This window comes from Actinoplanes regularis, from assembly GCF_900188005.1.
Taxonomy (GTDB): Bacteria; Actinomycetota; Actinomycetes; order Mycobacteriales; family Micromonosporaceae; genus Actinoplanes; species Actinoplanes regularis.
Genome location: NZ_FZNR01000021.1, coordinates 47,806 through 65,255, shown reverse-complemented (window position 1 = coordinate 65,255; position 17,450 = coordinate 47,806). Strand labels below are relative to the sequence as shown.

Here is a 17,450-nt window from a genome sequence, read left to right as displayed (position 1 = left end):
GTTCGTCGATGAACCCGGCGCCTTTCTCGCATGCACACCTCAGGCGGCCAGCCGAAGCTCTCCAGCCTCAGAGGAGCTGATCAGCGCCTGCCAGGTCCGCTCGCCGACCACCCCGTCCGCGAGCAGACCCGCCGAGGACTGGAAGGCCCGCACCACCGACTCGGTCGCCGGCCCGTAGACCCCGTCCAGGGCCACACCGGACCGGTGCTGCACGCCCCGGACCGCGTTCCCCTGGGCACCGGGGCCGACCTTCACGATCAGGGCCTGCCAGGTTTCCGCGCAGACCACGCCGTTGTCGGGGATGCCGCGGGTGCGCTGGTAAGCGCGGACCGCGTCGCCGGTCTGGGCGCCGAAGACGCCGTCCACCGTGACCGTGTGACCGTGGGCCCGCAGCAGGTATTGCAGCGTGGGCACGGGATGTTGCGTCGAACCCTGCCGGGTCGTCGGCCAAAGTATGTGCGTACCGGCCATCCGGGGTCCCCTTCCTCAACGTCGAGTAGGCGTATGCCCTTCACTTTCTCTTCACTCGGCGTTGAAAGAAAGGGTGAAGTATCTCTCCGCCCACACTTTGTTAGGCGGAGAGACACCGAAACCTGGATAGATCAACTCTCGGCCCAGTCCTGGAGTGACCAATCCCGCACCTCAGGCATGTCCTCGAGGTGCTCCACGACGTACGCCGCATGCTTCTCGAGCTGGGCCTCGCACCAGGCTTTGACGGCGCTGGCGCCGCTCGGCAGGCGGTGGGCGTTGTTGATCGCGTCGATCACCAGGTCGTACCGCGACGCCTTGTTCAGCACCGTCATGTCGAACGGCGTGGTGGTGGTGCCCTGTTCGATGAAGCCGCGCACCCGGAACCGGTCGGCGTCCGGCCGGCCGTGCACCAGCTGGTGGATGGCGCCCGGGTAGCCGTGGAAGGCGAACACCACGTCCACATGGTCGGTGAACAGCTCGCGGAACATCGTCTCGCTGGTGCCGTGCGGGTGGTCCTTGGGCCGCGGCAGGATCATCAGGTCGACCACGTTGACCACGCGCACCTTGAGCCGGGGCAACTTCTCCTTCAGGATGCGAGCCGCGGCCACCGTCTCCATGGTCACCACGTCACCGGCGCAGGCCAGCACGATGTCCGGGTCGCTGGTGCCGTCGTCGGTGCCGGCCCATTCCCAGATGCCGGCGCCCCTGGTGCAGTGCTCGATCGCCTGGTCCATGTTGAGCCACTGCAGCTGCGGCTGCTTGTCGATGACGATCAGGTTGATGTACGACCGGGACCGGAAGCAGTGGTTTGCGACCGAGAGCAGGGTGTTCGCGTCCGGCGGCAGGTAGACCCGGGCCACGTCGCCGCGCTGGGTCAGCACGTTCTGGATCAGACCGGGGCCCTGGTGCGAGAAGCCGTTGTGGTCGTTGCGCCAGGCGGTCGAGGTGAGCAGGATGTTCAGGCTCGGGACCTTGGCCCGCCAGGGCAGGTGTGACGCCTCCTGCAGCCACTTGCCGTGCTGGATCGTCTGCGACGCGCTGACCATGGCGAACGCCTCGTAGGTGGCGAACATGCCGTGCCGCCCGGTCAGGTTGTACCCCTCCAGCCAGCCGTGACAGCTGTGCTCGGAGAGCACCTCCATCACCCGGCCGTTACGGCTGATCTTGACGTCCTCCGATGTGACCGACTCCATGAAACCGCGGTCGGAGACCTCGAAGACCGCGCCGAGCCGGTTGGAGTTCGTCTCGTCCGGGCAGAACAGCCGGAACCGGTCGGGGTTGCGCGTGTAGATGTCACGCATCAGTTCGCCCAGTTTGCGGGTCGACTCGGCGCGCCCGATCGCGGGCCTCTTCACGTCGATCGCGTAGTCCCGGAAGTCGGGCAGGTCGAGGTCGCGGGTGAGCAGCCCGCCGTTGGCGTGCGGACTGGCGCTCATCCGCAGGTCTCCGGCCGGCGCCAGCCCGCTGACCAGGTCGGTCGGGGCGCCGGTCGCGTCGAACAGCTCCTGCGGCCGGTACGACCGCATCCACTCCTCGAGCATTCGCAGGTGGTCGGGGTTGTCCTTGACCCCGGAGAGCGGGACCTGGTGCGACCGCCAGGTGCCGCCGACGGTGACCCCGTCCACGACCTGCGGGCCCGTCCAGCCCTTCGGCGAACGCAGGATGATCAGCGGCCACTCCGGACGCCGGCCGTCCCAGCCGCCGCGACGGGCCTCGATCTGGATCCTTCGGATCTTGCCCCAGGACTCGGCCAGCGCCGCCGCGAACCGGTGGTGCATGCCGGGCAGGTCGTCCCCGCTCACCTCGATGACGTCGTACCCGTGGCCTTCGAAGATCTTGCGGACCTCGGCCGGGTCCTTGCGGGCGAGCACCGTCGGGCCGGCGATCTTGGCGCCGTTGAGGTGCAGGATCGGCAGGACCGCCCCGTCGTGCTCCGGGTTGATGAACGAGATCCCCTTCCAGGAGCCCTCCAGCGGGCCGGTCTCCGCCTCGCCGTCGCCGACCACCGCGATGGAGAGCAGGTCCGGATTGTCCATCACCGCGCCGAACGCGTGGACCAGCACATAGCCCAGCTCGCCGCCCTCGTGGATCGAGCCGGGGGTGGTCACCGAGACGTGGCTGGGGATGCCGCCCGGGCTGGAGAACTGCCGGAAGAGCCGCAGCATGCCGCCCTCGTCCTGGCTGATCCTCGGGTAGACCTCGGAGTAGGTGCCCTCCAGGTAGCCCGCGGCGACCAGGGCCGGCCCGCCGTGCCCCGGTCCGGCCAGGTAGATGGCCTGCTGGCCGGTAGTCTTGATGAGCCGCGAGACGTGCGCGTAGATCAGCGACAGACCCGGGCTGGTGCCCCAGTGCCCGAGCAGCCGCGGCTTGACGTGATCGGGCGCCAGCGGCTCGCGCAGCAGCGGGTTGGCCTGCAGGTAGATCTGTCCCACGGTCAGGTAGTTGTTCGCCCGCCACCACGCGTCGAGGCCCGCCACCTCGGACTCGTCGGGATGGGCGAGGGTACGAACCAGGTCCTCGTGGTCGAGCACAGCGGTCACGATCTTTCCTTCCATGAAGGCTTCGTCGATCTTCACGTTTCTCCACCGGGGGCCCGCGCGGGCAGAGCCCACGGGCCCTCCCGATCGGGGACGTTACCCTCACGGAGGGTGCTCATGCCCAGCCATTCGCGTGAACAGCGTGCAATTGTTTTCCCACGTCTCCCTGCCGGTCCTCCCCTCCTCTCAATGGACACAGTGGACGATCAAAGCACGCTCCGGACCCACGAACGCCCTGGTCAACCGGCACCCGAAAAACCCACGCCGGGCGCCGGGCCGCCTTCTCCGACGTTCAACCCTTGCGACGGTACGAGCTGTGGAGCCCCGTGCGCGGGCTACGAGCCGAGCCCCGTGCCGGTCTCGCGCGATGCCCCCGCCCGGCCGGGGCCGTGCCGCGCGTCGCGGCCCGGCATCCCGGCTCCCGGGCACCGCCGCGCGGATCAGATCTCCGCGACCGGCCGAGCGGATTCGCACGGCCGGCCAGGCGGGGTTCGCGTGCTCAGCCCAGCGGGTTCGAGCGGTCGCGAAGAAGCTCGAGGGCTGGACCGTACATCCGCGCCTTGATCGTGCCCAGCGTCTCCCCGGCGTTCGCCGCGAGCGTCTCAGCGATCTTGACGGCGGTCGGCCGCACCGCGGCCTCGGCGACCGCCTGGTCGACGATCTGCGCGGCCAGCGCCTCCTCGCCCCCGTAGCGGCGGCCGGTGGTCATCGCCTCGTGCGCGGCCTTCGGCGTCAGCCGGCTCTGGATCAGCGCGGACATCGCCGGCGTGAACGGAATGTTGATGTTGACCTCGGGCAGGCACCAGTACCCGCGGTCGGAGCGCATCACCCGGAAATCGTGCGCGAGGGACAGCATCGCCCCGGCCGCGAAGGCGTGCCCCTGCAGGGCGGCGACGGTCGGCAGCGGGAGGGCGAGGAAACGGGCGAACAACTCGTGCACGGACACCGCGTACTCCTGGAACGCGCCGCCGTTGGCGCCGAGCCAGTCGAGGTCCAGGCCGTTCGAGAAGAACTTCCCGCCGGCCGTGGTGACCAGGGCCCTCGCCCCGCCGGCCTTCTCGACCTCGTCGAGGGCGGTGTTGACGGCGATCAGCCAGTCGGGATGAAACCGGTTCTCGGTGTCCCCGAGGTCCAGGACGAACACGTCGTCGTGCCGTTCGAGCGTTGGCATGCGGCCTCCTTGTCGCGAAAGTTACCCGCAGGTAACTTAGTCATCCTCACTCACCCGGACACGACCGGTCAAGGTAGCCCTGGCGTTACCGACAACCTCGCGTCGCCGGGCCAAGATGGACGGCATGCCTCGCCCCCTCGGTTATTCGGACGCGGTCCGCCTGCTCGGCGGTCAGGACAGCAAAGTCGTCGCCGCTCTCGAGAAGATCACCGGCGGGCTGCTGCTCCTCGGCACCCCGGCCGTGCCGACGCTGCTCGGCTGGTTCGACGCCAAGGCCGAGTTCGTCCGGCTCAGTCACGAACTGGTCCGCGGCTTCAGCGAACGGCGCAGCGGCCTCTCCCGGCACACCCGCACCGAGCGCCTCGAGGCCGCGCACGCCGTGCTGGTGATCGCGGCCTTCTTCGACAGCCTGACCAGGGTCGACCTGCCGAAGGGCCTCGACGCGAACGAGCTGGCGGCGGCGGAACAGCTCGCTGTCGCCGCACGCGCCGGCAGCGACGCGCGGCACTCCGTCGCCGAAGCGGGGACCAACAGCCTCCTGGCCCTGATCATGTCGGCCGGACAGGCCCTGCCACACCCACAGCAGTCCCCCGAACTGTTCCTCACCACGCTGCAGACCTACTACGCCGACCTCGCCGGCGCCTTCAGCGGCTTCCTCGCGGGCCTGGCCGTGTGGGAGGCGCTCCCGGAGACCGCGCGCCGGGAGTTCGACACCGAGCTGCGCAAACTGCCGGCGCTGGCCCGCATCCGGTATGAGGACGACTTCCGGCGGCTCGCGGCGGACTTCCCCGAGATGGCCTGCTGGGCAGCGCAGCGGGAGCACCGGGCCACCCGGGCCGCGCTGGCCGGGCTCGAGGAGCTCCTGCGCGACATCTCCACCGGCCGGGCGCCCGACGACCGCCGCGCGAGCCTGGCCCGGGCCTACCGCGCCGAGCTGGACCGGCTCATCGTGGAGTCCGGTGACGTGCCGGACGGAATCCGGGTGCCGAAGCTGGGCGAGGCCTACCTCCCGCCGCGTTTCCGGGCCGCCGACGTGCCCTCGGCCGCGAAGGTGAGCGAGGAGTCCTGGTGGCACGACGTTCCCGTCCGCAACGATCTGCCCGAGTTCCTGATCGGGCACCTGACCTCACCGCAGGCGACGCGCGCCCCGCTGCTGGTGCTCGGCCAGCCCGGCTCCGGCAAGTCGGTGCTGACCCGGGTGCTCGCCGCCCGCCTGCCGGCCGCCGACTTCCTGCCGATCCGGGTCATCCTCCGGGATGCTCCAGCCGCCGACGACGTGCAGGACCAGATCGAACACGCGATCCGCCAGGCCACCGGCGAGCGCGTCGAGTGGCCGGCGCTGGCCCGTGCCGCCGGCGACGCGATGCCCGTCATCATGCTGGACGGCTTCGACGAGCTGCTCCAGGCGGTCGGGGTGAGCCAGACCGACTACCTCGTCAAGGTCGCCCGGTTCCAGCGCCGCGAGGCCGAGCAGGGCCGGCCGGTCGCCGTGATCGTCACGAGCCGGACAGCCGTGGCGGACCGGGCCCGCGCGCCGGAGCAGACCGTCGCCCTGCGGCTCGAGCCGTTCGACGACGAGCGCGTCACCGCCTGGCTGGACATCTGGAACAGCACCAACGCGCAGGACTTCGCGGCGCACGGACTGCAGCCGCTCGACGCGGAGATCGTGCTCGCCCACCGCAGCCTCGCCGAGCAGCCCCTGCTGCTGCTGATGCTGGCGCTCTACGACGCGGACGGGAACGCGCTGCAACGCGTCGGCGCCGACCTGCGGGCGCACGAGCTCTACGAGCGACTGCTCCGCAGCTTCGCGGTCCGCGAGATCACCCGCCACCGGCCCGGCCTGCCCGAGCACGAGCTGCACACGGCGATTGAGAACGAGCTGCGCCGGCTCTCGGTGGTCGCGTTCGCGATGTTCAACCGGGCCGCCCTCTGGGTGACCGAGAACGATCTGGAGCAGGACCTCGTCGCCCTGCTCGGGCCCGCGCGCCCGCCGGCCGGGGCCGACCTGCGCACGCCGCTGCGGACGGCCGAGCTGACCCTCGGCCGCTTCTTCTTCATCCACCGGGCTCGCGCCGCCGCCCAGGACGAGACCCGCCTGGAGACCTACGAGTTCCTGCACGCGACGTTCGGCGAGTTCCTGGTCGCACGGCTGACCTGGCACATCCTGCGTGACATGGCGGCCCGCGAGGCCGCGTCGACGCTCTCCTTCGGCGCCGAGCCGGTCGAGGACGACCTGCTGCGAGCCCTGCTGTCCTTCGAGCCGCTGACCCTGCGCGGCCCGATCATCGCCTTCCTCACCGACATGATCGACCCGGCGCACCGTCCAGTGCTGGAGGACCTACTGACCCGGCTGTTCCGCCGGGTCAACCACGCTCCACCGGCGGTGCGCTACCTCGACTACCGGCCACAGTCCCCCGGCGAGCCGCCACGCTACGCCGCCTACAGCGCGAACCTGCTGCTCCTGGTTCTCTGTGCGGTGCCCGAGACCACGGCCGGCAAGCTGTTCGGGCTCACGGACGGCGTCGCCGGTGCCTGGCACCGTCAGGTCCTGCTCTGGAGATCCCAGCTGACGATGGACGGCTGGGACAGCCTGACCGATGCGCTGGCGCTGGAGCGCATCTGGGTCGACCGCCGCCGGGACGTCCGGGTCTGGCTGGACGACGGCACCTTCGCATCGCCGGAGATCGACCCCTACTGGACCTTCGACATCGCGCCGGGTTCCAGCACGCGAGGCAGCACCGGCTTCGCGTACAGCAACCTGCACGGCGACAAACTCCGGCGCAAGGCCTACCTGCAGTGCGGCCTGCTCGACGACGTCAGCCAACTCGCTCTGGAGCCGGTCGTCACCTCGCTCAGCTCCAGCGTGAACACCATCGTCGCCTGGTGGCCGGAGCATTCGACGTCCGCCGCCCGCGCCCTGCTCGAGCTGATGATGAACCCCTCGCCCGACGCCTACCGCCTGGCCGCCGACATCGCGACCCACGACTTCCCACCCTGGCGCGACGAGGAACAGGACCGGTACCAGGCTCTCGTGCTGAACCAGCTCGCCGCCGGGCGGGCCGCCACCCCCGCCCTGGTGGCGGAGATCCTGGACCAATTCTGCGAATACGAGGCGCGCGCCGGCCTCGCCACGACCACCATGGATGCGGTGGTGAAGTGCGCACTGAACCATCTCGGCCACGATGACGAAGCCGATCCGCATCTCGCCACGACGCTGGCGTATTTTCTGTTCCCACGCCTTACGGGGCTGGATGCGGTCGTTACCGCGGAGGCTCTGGTCCGGCTCGCCGAGCTGAACCTGACCCTGCCCGAGATTCCCGAGCTTTCGGAGCCTGACGCGTTCGCAGCCCTCCTGAACCGCGTGTCCGACCGTCCCCGGCTGGCAAAGCGTCTGGCAGAACTCGCGCCCAAGCCTGAGTGACCGGCGGGCCTGGTGGGTCCCGCCGGTCATCGGGGCTGCTAGCCCAGGGTGAGGGTGCAGCTGTCCTGGTCGGCGGCGAGTTCGATGACGCCGGTGCCGAGCTGGACCCGCCATGGGAGGGCGTCGCCGGCGCGGCCGATCCGGATCTCGGTGCCGTCGCGTTCGACGGTGAAGACCGTGTCGGCGCCGGACGGTCCGGGAACGATCACCGCGGTGCGGCCGGGAGCCGGTTCGAACAGGCGCAGCGTGATCCCGTCGCGGTAGTCGTAGTCCGGGCGGTCCTGGCGGGCGCCGACCGGGATCACCGCTCCGGGCCGGACCAACAACGGCACGCTGCTGAAGTCGTGGGTCTCCCGGACCCAGCCGGGTCCCTCCACCACCTCACCGCTCAGGTAGTGCGTCCAGCGGCCGGCCGGGACGTAGTAGGAGACCTCACCGCCGGCGCTGAAGACCGGGGCGACCAGCAGGTCACCGCCGAGCATGTACTGCCGGTCCAGATAGGCCACCGCCGGGTCGTCGGGGAACTCGACGATCAGCGGCCGCATCACCGGCAGCCCGGACAGGTGGGCCTCCCGGGCCGCCCCGAAGATGTAGGGCATCAGCCGGTACTTGAGGTGCGTGAACGTCCGCAGCACGTCCACGGACTCCTCGTCGAAGTTCCACGGGACCCGGTAGGACTTCGAGCCGTGCAGGCGGCTGTGCGACGACAGCAGGCCGAACGCCACCCAGCGCTTGAAGACCGCCGGGTCGGGCAGGCCCTCGAAGCCGCCGATGTCGTGGCTCCAGAACCCGAACCCGGACGACATCAGCGACAGCCCGCCGCGCAGGCTCTCCGCCATCGACTCGAACGTGCCGGTGTTGTCGCCGCCCCAGTGCACCGGGAACTGCTGGCCGCCGACCGTGGCCGAGCGGGCGAACAGCACCGCCTCCCCCTCGCCGCGGGCCTCCTTCAGCACATCGAAGACGACCTGGTTGTACAGCTGCGTGTAATAGTTGTGCATCCGCTCCGGGTCGGACCCGTCGTGCCAGACGATGCCGTCGACCGGGATCCGCTCGCCGAAGTCGGACTTGAACGCGTCGACCCCCATCTCGACCAGAGGCCGCAGCTTCGACGCGTACCACTCGCGGGCCTCCGGGTTGGTGAAGTCGACCAGTCCCATCCCGGCCTGCCAGCGGTCCCACTGCCAGACGTCCCCGCCGACGGTCCTGACCAGGTAGCCGTTGGCCTTGCCCTCGGTGAAGAGCGGTGAGCGCTGCGCGATGTAAGGGTTGATCCAGAGGCAGACCTTGAGTCCCTTCCCGGCGAGCCGCTTCAGCATGCCCGGCGGGTCCGGGAAGATCCGGGTGTCCCACTCGAAGTCGCACCAGTTGAACTCGCGCATCCAGAACGTGTCGAAGTGGAACACGCTCAGCGGCAGATCCCGGTCGGCCATCCCGTCGACGAACTTGTTCACCGTCTCCTCGTCGTAGGAGGTGGTGAACGACGTGGTCAGCCACAGGCCGAAGGACCAGGCCGGGGGCAGCGCCGGCCGCCCGGTCAGCGCGGTGTACCTACGCAGTACGTCGGCCGGCGTGGGCCCGTGGATCACCAGGTAGGAGAGCGCCTGCCCGGCCACGCTGAACTGGGTGCGGGTGACCATCTCGGAGGCCACCTCGAAGGAGACCCTGCCGGGGTGGTCGACCAGGACGCCGTACCCGGCGCTGGTGAAGTAGAACGGGACGTTCTTGTAGGACTGTTCGCTGCTGGTGCCGCCGTCCTCGTTCCAGATGTCGATGCTCTGGCCGTTCTTGATCAGCGGCCCGAAGCGCTCGCCGAGGCCGTAGACGACCTCACCGACCCCGAGATCCAGCTGCTCGTGCACGAAGTCTCCGGCGTCCCCGGAGACGACGCCCATCCCCTTCCAGCCGCTCCCGGTGATCCGCTTGCCGTCGGCGAGGAAGTCCAGTCCCCAGTTGTCGCCGGTGTTCACCCGCGCGGTGAGCGCGCCGGAGGTGAACGTCGACGGGGAGACCGCGATCTCGGCGGGCCCTTCGCCGATCCGGAAGTCCGGGCCCTTGGCCGCGACACCCTGGAAGTGTTCGACCGTGACCCGGATGACGTCGTCCATCGGCGCCGTTAGGGTGACCGTGATCAGTGGCGCGTCCAGCGTGTCCCCGCGGTCGTGGATCCGCCTGGTCGCGGCGTACACGGTCAGCGAGTCGGGCCCGGGTGCGCTGTCCAGGTGGTGCGCGGGGTGCACCACCGTGAGGCCGTCGCGCTTACGCCAATAGCCGTCGGTGAACTTCATGTGCGTCCTTTACGAGTCACTGAAGGCGGAGGTCACTTGATGGCGCCGGCCGCGATGCCGCGCGTGAGGGTCCGCTGGAAGATCAGGAAGAAGACCATCGCCGGGATGATGCCGATCAGCGCGGAGGCGCTGGTGGTCGTGGCGTCCATCATCCGGTCGCCCTGGAGCACGCCGAGTGCCACCGGGACGGTCTGGTTGTCGTTGGAGATCAGGAAGATCAGCGGCAGGAAAAACTCGTTCCACGTCCAGATGAAGAAGAACGTGAACAGGACCGCGAGGGTCGGCCGGCTGACCGGGACCACCACCCGCCACAGCGCGCGCCACTTCCCCGCGCCGTCGATCGCGGCGGCCTCCAGCAGCTCTTTGGGGAACTCGGTGTAGACCGAGGTGAGCAGGTAGGTGCCGAAGGCGCTCTGGATGACGGTGAAGATGATGATGATCGAGAACAGGCTGTCGTAGAGGCCGAACTGCTTCGACAGGTAGTACAGCGGGTAGACCAGCACCTCCTGGGGTAGCAGGTTGGCGATCAGGAAGAAGACCAGGAACCAGAGCCGGCCCCGGACCCGGCCGATGCCCAGCGCGTACGCGTTGAGCACCGAGAGGATCACGCCCAGCACCGCCACCGCGAGGCTGGTGATGAAGCTGTTCCAGAGCTTGAGTCCGAAGTCGACCCGGTTCCAGAAGTCGACGATGCCCTGCCAGTGCAGCTTCCCGGGCAGGGAGAGCGGGCCGTTCGCGGCGTAGTCGGCCGGGCTCTTGACCGCGTTGACGGCGACCACCAGCAGCGGCGCGACGATCAGCAGGAGCAGGACGAGCAGGATCGTCAGGATCAGGAAGCGGCCGGGGTTGCGCTCCCGGAGGGCGGGCTTCTCGGCGGTACGACGCTGGGGTGCGCGAGTGGCGGTGAGAGTCATCGGGTCCTGTGTCTCCGTTGTCATGCCCTCCTGGCCCTCGCCTGCGAGGTCGCTCATCGGCGCGGCGCGGCGTCGCTCGGTGCGGTCGGTCATGACGAGGTCCGCTCGGCACGGTTCTGCAGGCGCAGGAAGACGATCGCGAGGACGACGATCAGGACGGTGAGCACCGTGGAGATCGCCGATCCGTACCCGACCTGGGCCTTCTCGAAGAAGTTCTTGTAGGCGAAGTACGACGGCACGAGCGTGGCGTTGCTCGGCCCGCCGCGGGTCAGCACGAAGATCTGCCCGAAGATCTTGAGCGAGGCGATGGTGGTCGTCACCAGCACCACGTACAGCTCGGGCCGGATCATCGCGATGGTGATCTTCCGGAACCGCTGCCACCAGGTCGCGCCGTCCAGATCGGCCGCCTCGTAGAGCTCCGGGTCGATGCGCTGCAGCCCGGACATGAACATGACGATCGGGTAGCCGAGCTGGAACCAGATCATCACGCCCATCACGCTGTAGAGCGCGTACTGCGGGTCGCCGAGCCAGTTGTGCGCGAGCGAGCCGAGCCCGACCGACTCGAGGATCCTGTTCAGCGCGCCGTAGCTGGGGTGCAGGATCCAGCCCCAGATGATGCCGGTGACCGCGACCGGCAGCACCTGCGGCAGGTAGTAGCCGGAGCGCAGCACGGACGCCCAGCGGTCGCCGAATCGCTTGGCGATGTAGTCGAACAGGACCGCGGCCAGGACCAGGCCGAGGAAGGTCGGCACCACCGCCATCGCGAGGATCAGCAGGATGATGTGCCCGAAGGAGGCCCAGAAGTTGGCGTCCTGAAAGAGCCGGGTGTAGTTGTCGAAGCCGACCCAGCGGGGGCTACCGATCCCGGTCCACTTGGTGAAGCTGATGTAGACCGTCATCACCAGCGGAACGATGATCACCGCGGTCGAGGCGACGATCCCGGGGATGAGGTAGACCGCGTAGCCGCGGTTCTTGGTGCTGCCGGCCATGTGCCCGGTCCTTTCCACCCGTTGCTGGCGGCGGAGTCCCGCCGCCCGCAACGAAGATCACTTGCCCAGGTCGGCCAGGTTCTCGTTGTACGGCTTGGCGATCTCGTCGCGGAACGCCTGCGGCGTCTTCGAGCCGTTGATCAGGCCCTGCACGCCGGCGACCAGCACGTCGTAGTAGCCCGGGGCGGGCCAGTCGGGGTAGAACGCGAGGCCGTCCGAGGTCGAGATCTTGTTGAAGTTCTCGATCAGCTCCTTGTTCTTCGGGTCGGTGATCGCCGACGGGTCGGCCGCGACCGGGACACCGCCGCTGTTGCCGAGCAGGTTCTGCACCTCGGGCGACATGGTGATGTCGATGAAGTCGTACGCCAGGCTCTTGGCCTTGCTCTTCTCCGGGACGACCCAGAGGTTGCCGCTGGAGCCCGGGTGCAGGTTGTTGCCCGGGAACAGGAAGGTGCCCCACTCGAAGTTCTTGATCTCCTTGGCGAACCGGCCGTACCACCAGCTGCCGGAGATCAGGATCGGGAACTTGCCCTGCTCCCAGGAGGTGCCCATGTCCTCGGCCTTGATGCTGGCCGAGTTCTTGGCGATGTAGCCCTTCTGGACCCAGTCGGCGAAGGTCTGCGCGCCGTAGCTGAGCACCGGGCCGTTGAAGTCGACCTTGTGCTTGTACAGCTGGTAGTCGTCGACGAAGGCGCGGTCGGCCTTGGAGAGCGCGAGCTCGTAGAAGATCTGCTGAGCGGGGTACTCGGCGCCGCCGACCGCGAGCGGGGTGACCTTGTTCTTGACGAACGTGTCCATCGCGGCGGTGAATTCGTCCAGTGTGGCCGGCACGGCGATCTTGTACTTGTCGAACATCGCCTTGTTGTAATAAACCATGACGTATTCGCCGTAGTTGGGCACACCGAAGAACTTGCCGCTGCCCATGATGCCGTCTTCGTCGTACTTGGCCGTGGTCTGCAGGCTGGCGCTGAGCTTGGAGTCCCAGCCGCGCTTGGTGGCCTGCTCCGAGAGGTCGGTGAGCAGGCCCTGCTTGGAGAGCAGGCCGGCGGTGGCGTTGCCCTTGTTGTACTCGAGGATGTCGGGTGCGCTGTCCGAGTTCAGGATCATCTGAGCGTTCTGCTGGATCTGCTCGAAGCCCTTCTCCTCGAACTTCACCTCGACGCCGGGGTGCTTCTGCTTGAAGATCTCGATCGCCTTGTTCCAGGCGACGCCCATCGCGCTGGTCGGTCCTTCGTAGTGCCAGAGGGTGAGGGACTTGGCGTCGGCGCCCTCGTCCGAGGTGGAGTCGCCGCCACCGCCGCCGCAGGCGCCCAGGGCGAGCGACGCGGTCATCAACAATGAGCCGGCCAGCAGGCCGCGCCGGGAAACTGCCATATCGTCCTCCCAGGGGGACTGGTCAAGGAGTACGCAAACAGAAAAGCGAATCTGTCGAAGCGCTTCGACGAATCGACGCGAACCGTCGAAGCGCTTCGACAACTGCCTTGTCGCAGACGCTAGGGAACCAGTGCGGGAGATGTCAACGGTGTGACGGCCCGATTTCGCGGCAGCTGTCCCGCTCGACCAGGCTCGGCTCCAGCAGCCGCGTGAAGTCGACCCGGCGGTTGTCCAGCAGCCGCATCGCGGTCTCCACCGCGAGAGTCCCGACGTCGTGCGCCGGGATGTCGATCGAGGTCAGATTGACCGGCATCGCGACCGCCACGTCCCGCGGGCAGACGGCGACGATCGAGATGTCCTCCGGAACCCGGCGCCCGGCGGCGCGCAGCAGATCGAGCAACGGCCGCAGCGCCTCCTCGTTGTGCACCACCAGGGCGGTCAGGCCGGGCAGTTCGGTGTCGAGGTCGGCGAGGGCGGCCCGGGCACCATCCACGCCCGGCTCGCACGGGTGGGTCGCGGTCCGCAGCTCCAGTTCGCCGGAGACCTGGAGGAACCCCGCGAGGAACCGGTCCGCGTACGTCGTCTGCCGCCGGTAGACCGACGGCGACGGGCCGACCAGGCCGATCCGCCGGTGGCCGTGACCGGCCAGGTGCCGCAGCGCGAGCCCGGCCGCGGCCTCGAAATCCAGGTCGACGCAGGCGATGCCGGCGTGGTCGACGGGCAGGCCGATCAGCACCGAGGGCTGCTTGAGCCGCCGGATGGCCGGCAGGCGCACGTCGTCGCGCTCGATGTCCATCAGGATCAGCGCGTCGACCATCGTGCTGTGCGCCACCCGCTCCAGCCCGGCGGTGCCCTCGTCCTTGGTCAGCAGCAGAACGTCGTGGTTGTACGACCGGGCCGCGGTCACCACCGCCGTCGCGAACTGCATGATGACCGGCACGTTGACGTCCACCCGCAGCGGCGCGACCAGCGCGAGCACGTTCGTCTTGCTGCTGGCCAGGGCCCGTGCCCCGGCGTGCGGATGGAAGCCGAGCTCGGCGATGGCGGCCTGGACCCGGGCCCGGGTCTCGGCGGAGATGGGGCGGCGGCCACTCAACACGTACGACACCGTGCTGGGCGAAACACCGGCTGCCCGGGCGACGTCATTGATCGTCGGCACTGCGCCTCCCCACGTCTGCCGGTCCCCACCCAAGACCGCTCCCCTCCTCGATCCTAACTACCTGCCTGGTCACGCCCCGCACACGCGGGGTCAGGCTTGCCGATGGATTCAAGTTCCCGCACACGCGGGGGGTCGCGGCGGAGGGCCCGCTCCCAGTCGGCCCCCCGCCGCGAGTCTCAGCGGATGCTGAACGAGGCCAGTCTCAGCCCGGAGCTCAGCACCAGGTAGACGTCCTGACGGCCGCTCACGGCCGACAACGGTGCGGTGACGTCCGCGTACGAGTAGATCCCGCCGGTGTCACCCACCGTGGCCGTGCCCAGCAGCCGCCCGGTGGGCGAACCCACCCGGACCTGAACGGACCCGGCGCCGGACGCCCGTACCGTCAGGGTCCGGCCGCCGCGCAGCGCGGCGTCCTCGAAGGCGATCCAGTCCCCGGCGACGACCGTGCCGCTCGCCTTGCTCTCGTCCAGCAACCGCGCGCCCGAGTAGTCGTCGAAGGTTTCCGCGCGCGTGGTCTTCGACAGGTCCCGCGCCGGGATCGTCTCGCCCCGCACGGGCAGCGACGCCCGCTGCCGGAGGTCGGCGGACGACGAGCCGACCAGGAGGTCGTAGACCGAGGTCTCGGTGACCCAGCGTTGCCGGGTCACGTCCCACCGCGCCAGGTCACGCGGGGTCAGCGAGAACGTCACCACCTTCGACTGCCCGGCGGCGAGATGCACCTTCTGGAAGCCCTCCAGCTGCTCGGTGGCGACGGCGTCCCGGGAGGTGCGCTGGTGGGTGTAGAGCTGGACCACCTCGTCGCCGGCGCGCCGGCCGGTGTTGGTGACGGTCAGGCTGACCCGGCCATCGGCGACCCGCAACGATCCGTAACGGAAGTCGGTGTACGACAGTCCATGGCCGAACGGGTAGAGCGGCTTCGCGGAGCTGTACTGGTACGTCTGCTTCGTCTTGATGATGTCGTACTGGTTGAGGTCCGCCGGGAGGTCGGCCGTGGAGCGGTACCAGGTCTGGGTCAGCTTCCCGGACGGGTTGACGTCGCCGTAGAGGACGTCGGCCAGGGCGTTCCCGGTCTCGGCGCCGGCGTGGGTGGTCCACACGATGCCCGGCACGTGCTGCTGGGCCCAGTTGATCGCCTCCGGGTAGCTGCTCTGCAGCACCACCACGGTGTGCGGGTTGGCCGCCCGGACCGCCTCGATCAGCGCCTCCTGCCGCGCGCCCAGGCTCAGCCCGGTCCGGTCGTGCGCCTCCCGCCCGGCCACGAACGGGTTCGTCCCGACGACCACGACCGCCGTGTCCGCCTTGCGGGCGGCGGCCGCGGCCGCGGTGACCCCGTCGGCGAGAACCTCCTTGGCGAAGCGGGCGGCGCCGGCCGCGGTCGACGCGCCGAGACCGAGCTTGCCGTCCGCGCCCACGGTCACGTAGATGTTGGAGCCGAACCAGCTCTCCTGCGTCTCGTAACCGGCGTAGTGCAGCACGACCGTGCCGTCGCCCTGATCCTCCACCTTGAACTGCTGCTGGACGAACCAGCCGGTGGGCGCCGTCTCGTGGGTGACGAACGGGCCCCAGTTGTAGCCGAGGTACTTGCCGTTGGCGGCGTTGCGCAGGGTGGAGACCCCGTCGCCCCAGTCCACCGAATCGAACTGCGCGGCGCTCTCCGCGGTCGTGGCGGTGGCGGCGACGGCGTCCGGGTCGGCGGCGGTGACGTAGCGTCCGGTGGTCACGTCCTTGAGGGCGATCCGGTCGGCGCCCGCGGAGTAGCTGGCCGGCCCGCGGGCGGAGAGTCCGTCGAGGGCGGTCACCCGGTACGGGAGCTGTCCCCCGTACCAGTCCGTGTAGATCGTGTCCCCGAGCGGGCCGGCCACCGCGACCGAACCGCCGGCCTTGAGCGGAAGCGCTCCCCCGGAGTTCTTCAACAGCACCATCGCCTCGGCGGCGGCCTCCCGGGCGAGCCGCCGGTGCGCGGGGCTGTCCACGACCGAGGCGGGAATCCCGGCGTACGGCCCGCCGTCCGGATCGAACTCGCCGAGGCGGAACCGGATGCTCAGCGCGTTCCCGACCGCCGTGTCCACCTGGGCCTCGGTGAGCAGCCCGTGGTCGAGCGCCTGCCGCAGGGCCTCGACGGTGGGCGCACCGTTGGCGTCGTTGACCGTGAAGCTGTCCAGACCGGCCTTGACCACGGCCGCGTTCGCCTCGGCCTGAGTGGCGAAGTAGCCCTGCGAGCCGGTCAGGTTGGTCGGCGCCCAGGCGTCCGTGACGTTGAACAGCCGCTGATCGCTCCAGCCGCGGACCAGCCCGGCGAGGTCCGGGTCGACCGTGGCCGGCCGCCCGTTGATCAGGTTGTACGAGGCCATCACGCCGGTCGCCGCGTCGTTGCGCAGGGGGATCTCGAAGGTCTTCCGGTCGTACTCGTTGAGCACCCGCTGCGGCACGTTCGACGACGTACGGTCGCGGAGCGTCTCGTTGTTGTAGGCCGCGTAGTGCTTGAGCGTCGGCGCGGTCTTCAGCCGGTCCGGGTCGTCGCCCTGCAGACCCCTGCCGTACGCCGTGGCGATGGCCCCGCTCAGCAGCGGGTCCTCGGAGTACCCCTCCTCGTTGCGGCCCCAGCGCGGGTCGCGCAGCAGGTTGACCACCGGCGCCCAGAGGTTCAGCCCCCAGACCGTCGGGTCCTGCGCGTGCAGGCCGCGGGCCTCGTCGCCGACCGCCGAGCCGACCCGCCCGATGAGCGCGGGATCCCAGGTGCTGGCCAGGCCGACCGCCTGCGGGAAGACCGTGGCGGTCGCGTCGATCTTGGCGCCGCCCGCGTCGTAGTCGTTGGACCAGGCCACGCCGTGCAGCGCCTCGGTACCCGATTTGAAGACGGCGATGCCGAGGCGCGGGATGGCGGGTTGATATTGGTGGAGCAGGGAGAGTTTCTCGTCAATGGTGAGCCGGCCGACCAGGTCGTCGATGCGGGCCTGCAGCGGCAGGTTCGGATCGCGGAACGGAAAGGACTCGTCGGCGCGAGCGGGTGCGGCGGCCAGGGGGACGGTGAGCAGGGCGGCGGCCAGCAGGGCCAGGCCGCGTCTCTTGCGCATGGTGATCTCCCTCGGTGACTGCGAGACATCGAAGCGCTTCGACAACGTGGGG

10 protein-coding genes are annotated in these 17,450 nt (G+C 69.4%); 1 reads left to right on the top strand and 9 read right to left on the bottom strand.

Annotation, left to right across the window (positions count from 1 at the left end; all coding sequences use genetic code 11):
• Positions 1 to 39 precede the first annotated feature (39 nt).
• The 3 genes from CHC09_RS35950 to CHC09_RS35940 all read right to left on the bottom strand — a co-directional run bounded on the left by CHC09_RS35950 (position 40) and on the right by CHC09_RS35940 (position 4,179).
• Positions 40 to 414 (bottom strand): peptidoglycan-binding domain-containing protein, encoded by a 375-nt coding sequence (locus CHC09_RS35950; protein ID WP_239138739.1) that lies wholly within the window; start codon positions 412 to 414, stop codon positions 40 to 42.
• A gap of 188 nt (positions 415 to 602) precedes the next feature.
• Positions 603 to 3,026 carry a phosphoketolase family protein gene (locus CHC09_RS35945; RefSeq protein WP_089297803.1) on the bottom strand — a complete coding sequence of 808 codons (2,424 nt, stop codon included), beginning with the start codon at positions 3,024 to 3,026 and terminating at the stop codon, positions 603 to 605.
• Positions 3,027 to 3,507: 481 nt separating this feature from the next.
• The gene (locus tag CHC09_RS35940) at positions 3,508 to 4,179 is read right to left on the bottom strand and encodes an enoyl-CoA hydratase-related protein (protein ID WP_089297742.1); all 672 of its coding nucleotides are present in this window, start codon (positions 4,177 to 4,179) and stop codon (positions 3,508 to 3,510) included.
• Between the two features lie 124 nt (positions 4,180 to 4,303).
• On the opposite strand from CHC09_RS35940, the gene CHC09_RS35935 reads away from it, so the two are divergent.
• Positions 4,304 to 7,600, top strand: coding sequence for an NACHT domain-containing protein (locus CHC09_RS35935; RefSeq protein ID WP_143232782.1), 3,297 nt, complete (start codon positions 4,304 to 4,306; stop codon positions 7,598 to 7,600).
• Between the two features lie 38 nt (positions 7,601 to 7,638).
• On the opposite strand, the gene yicI is transcribed toward CHC09_RS35935, so the two are convergent.
• The 6 genes from yicI to CHC09_RS35905 form a co-directional block, all read right to left on the bottom strand.
• Positions 7,639 to 9,888, bottom strand: coding sequence for an alpha-xylosidase (yicI, locus tag CHC09_RS35930; protein WP_089297740.1), 2,250 nt, complete (start codon positions 9,886 to 9,888; stop codon positions 7,639 to 7,641).
• 32 nt (positions 9,889 to 9,920) lie between these two features.
• Entirely contained in the window at positions 9,921 to 10,802 is an 882-nt protein-coding gene (locus CHC09_RS35925) for a carbohydrate ABC transporter permease (protein ID WP_179277425.1), read from the bottom strand.
• An 89-nt stretch (positions 10,803 to 10,891) separates the two neighbouring features.
• On the bottom strand, positions 10,892 to 11,791 hold the full coding sequence (locus tag CHC09_RS35920) for a carbohydrate ABC transporter permease (RefSeq protein ID WP_089297739.1): 900 nt from the start codon (positions 11,789 to 11,791) through the stop codon (positions 10,892 to 10,894).
• A gap of 57 nt (positions 11,792 to 11,848) precedes the next feature.
• A complete protein-coding gene (locus tag CHC09_RS35915) occupies positions 11,849 to 13,165 on the bottom strand; it encodes an extracellular solute-binding protein (protein ID WP_089297738.1) in 1,317 nt (438 codons plus the stop codon).
• A 142-nt stretch (positions 13,166 to 13,307) separates the two neighbouring features.
• A complete protein-coding gene (locus tag CHC09_RS35910) occupies positions 13,308 to 14,324 on the bottom strand; it encodes a LacI family DNA-binding transcriptional regulator (protein ID WP_089297737.1) in 1,017 nt (338 codons plus the stop codon).
• Between the two features lie 176 nt (positions 14,325 to 14,500).
• Positions 14,501 to 17,398, bottom strand: a complete 2,898-nt coding sequence (locus CHC09_RS35905) for a glycoside hydrolase family 3 protein (protein ID WP_089297801.1) — start codon at positions 17,396 to 17,398, stop codon at positions 14,501 to 14,503.
• Positions 17,399 to 17,450: the final 52 nt, after the last annotated feature.

Excerpts from the sequence above, each read along its gene's own strand:
- CHC09_RS35945 (WP_089297803.1), bottom strand. The coding sequence starts at position 3,026 with ATGGAAGGAAAGATCGTGACCGCTGTGCTCGACCACGAGGACCTGGTT.
- CHC09_RS35940 (WP_089297742.1), bottom strand. The coding sequence starts at position 4,179 with ATGCCAACGCTCGAACGGCACGACGACGTGTTCGTCCTGGACCTCGGG.
- CHC09_RS35935 (WP_143232782.1), top strand. The coding sequence starts at position 4,304 with ATGCCTCGCCCCCTCGGTTATTCGGACGCGGTCCGCCTGCTCGGCGGT.
- yicI (WP_089297740.1), bottom strand. The coding sequence starts at position 9,888 with ATGAAGTTCACCGACGGCTATTGGCGTAAGCGCGACGGCCTCACGGTG.
- CHC09_RS35925 (WP_179277425.1), bottom strand. The coding sequence starts at position 10,802 with ATGACTCTCACCGCCACTCGCGCACCCCAGCGTCGTACCGCCGAGAAG.
- CHC09_RS35920 (WP_089297739.1), bottom strand. The coding sequence starts at position 11,791 with ATGGCCGGCAGCACCAAGAACCGCGGCTACGCGGTCTACCTCATCCCC.
- CHC09_RS35915 (WP_089297738.1), bottom strand. The coding sequence starts at position 13,165 with ATGGCAGTTTCCCGGCGCGGCCTGCTGGCCGGCTCATTGTTGATGACC.
- CHC09_RS35905 (WP_089297801.1), bottom strand. The coding sequence starts at position 17,398 with ATGCGCAAGAGACGCGGCCTGGCCCTGCTGGCCGCCGCCCTGCTCACC.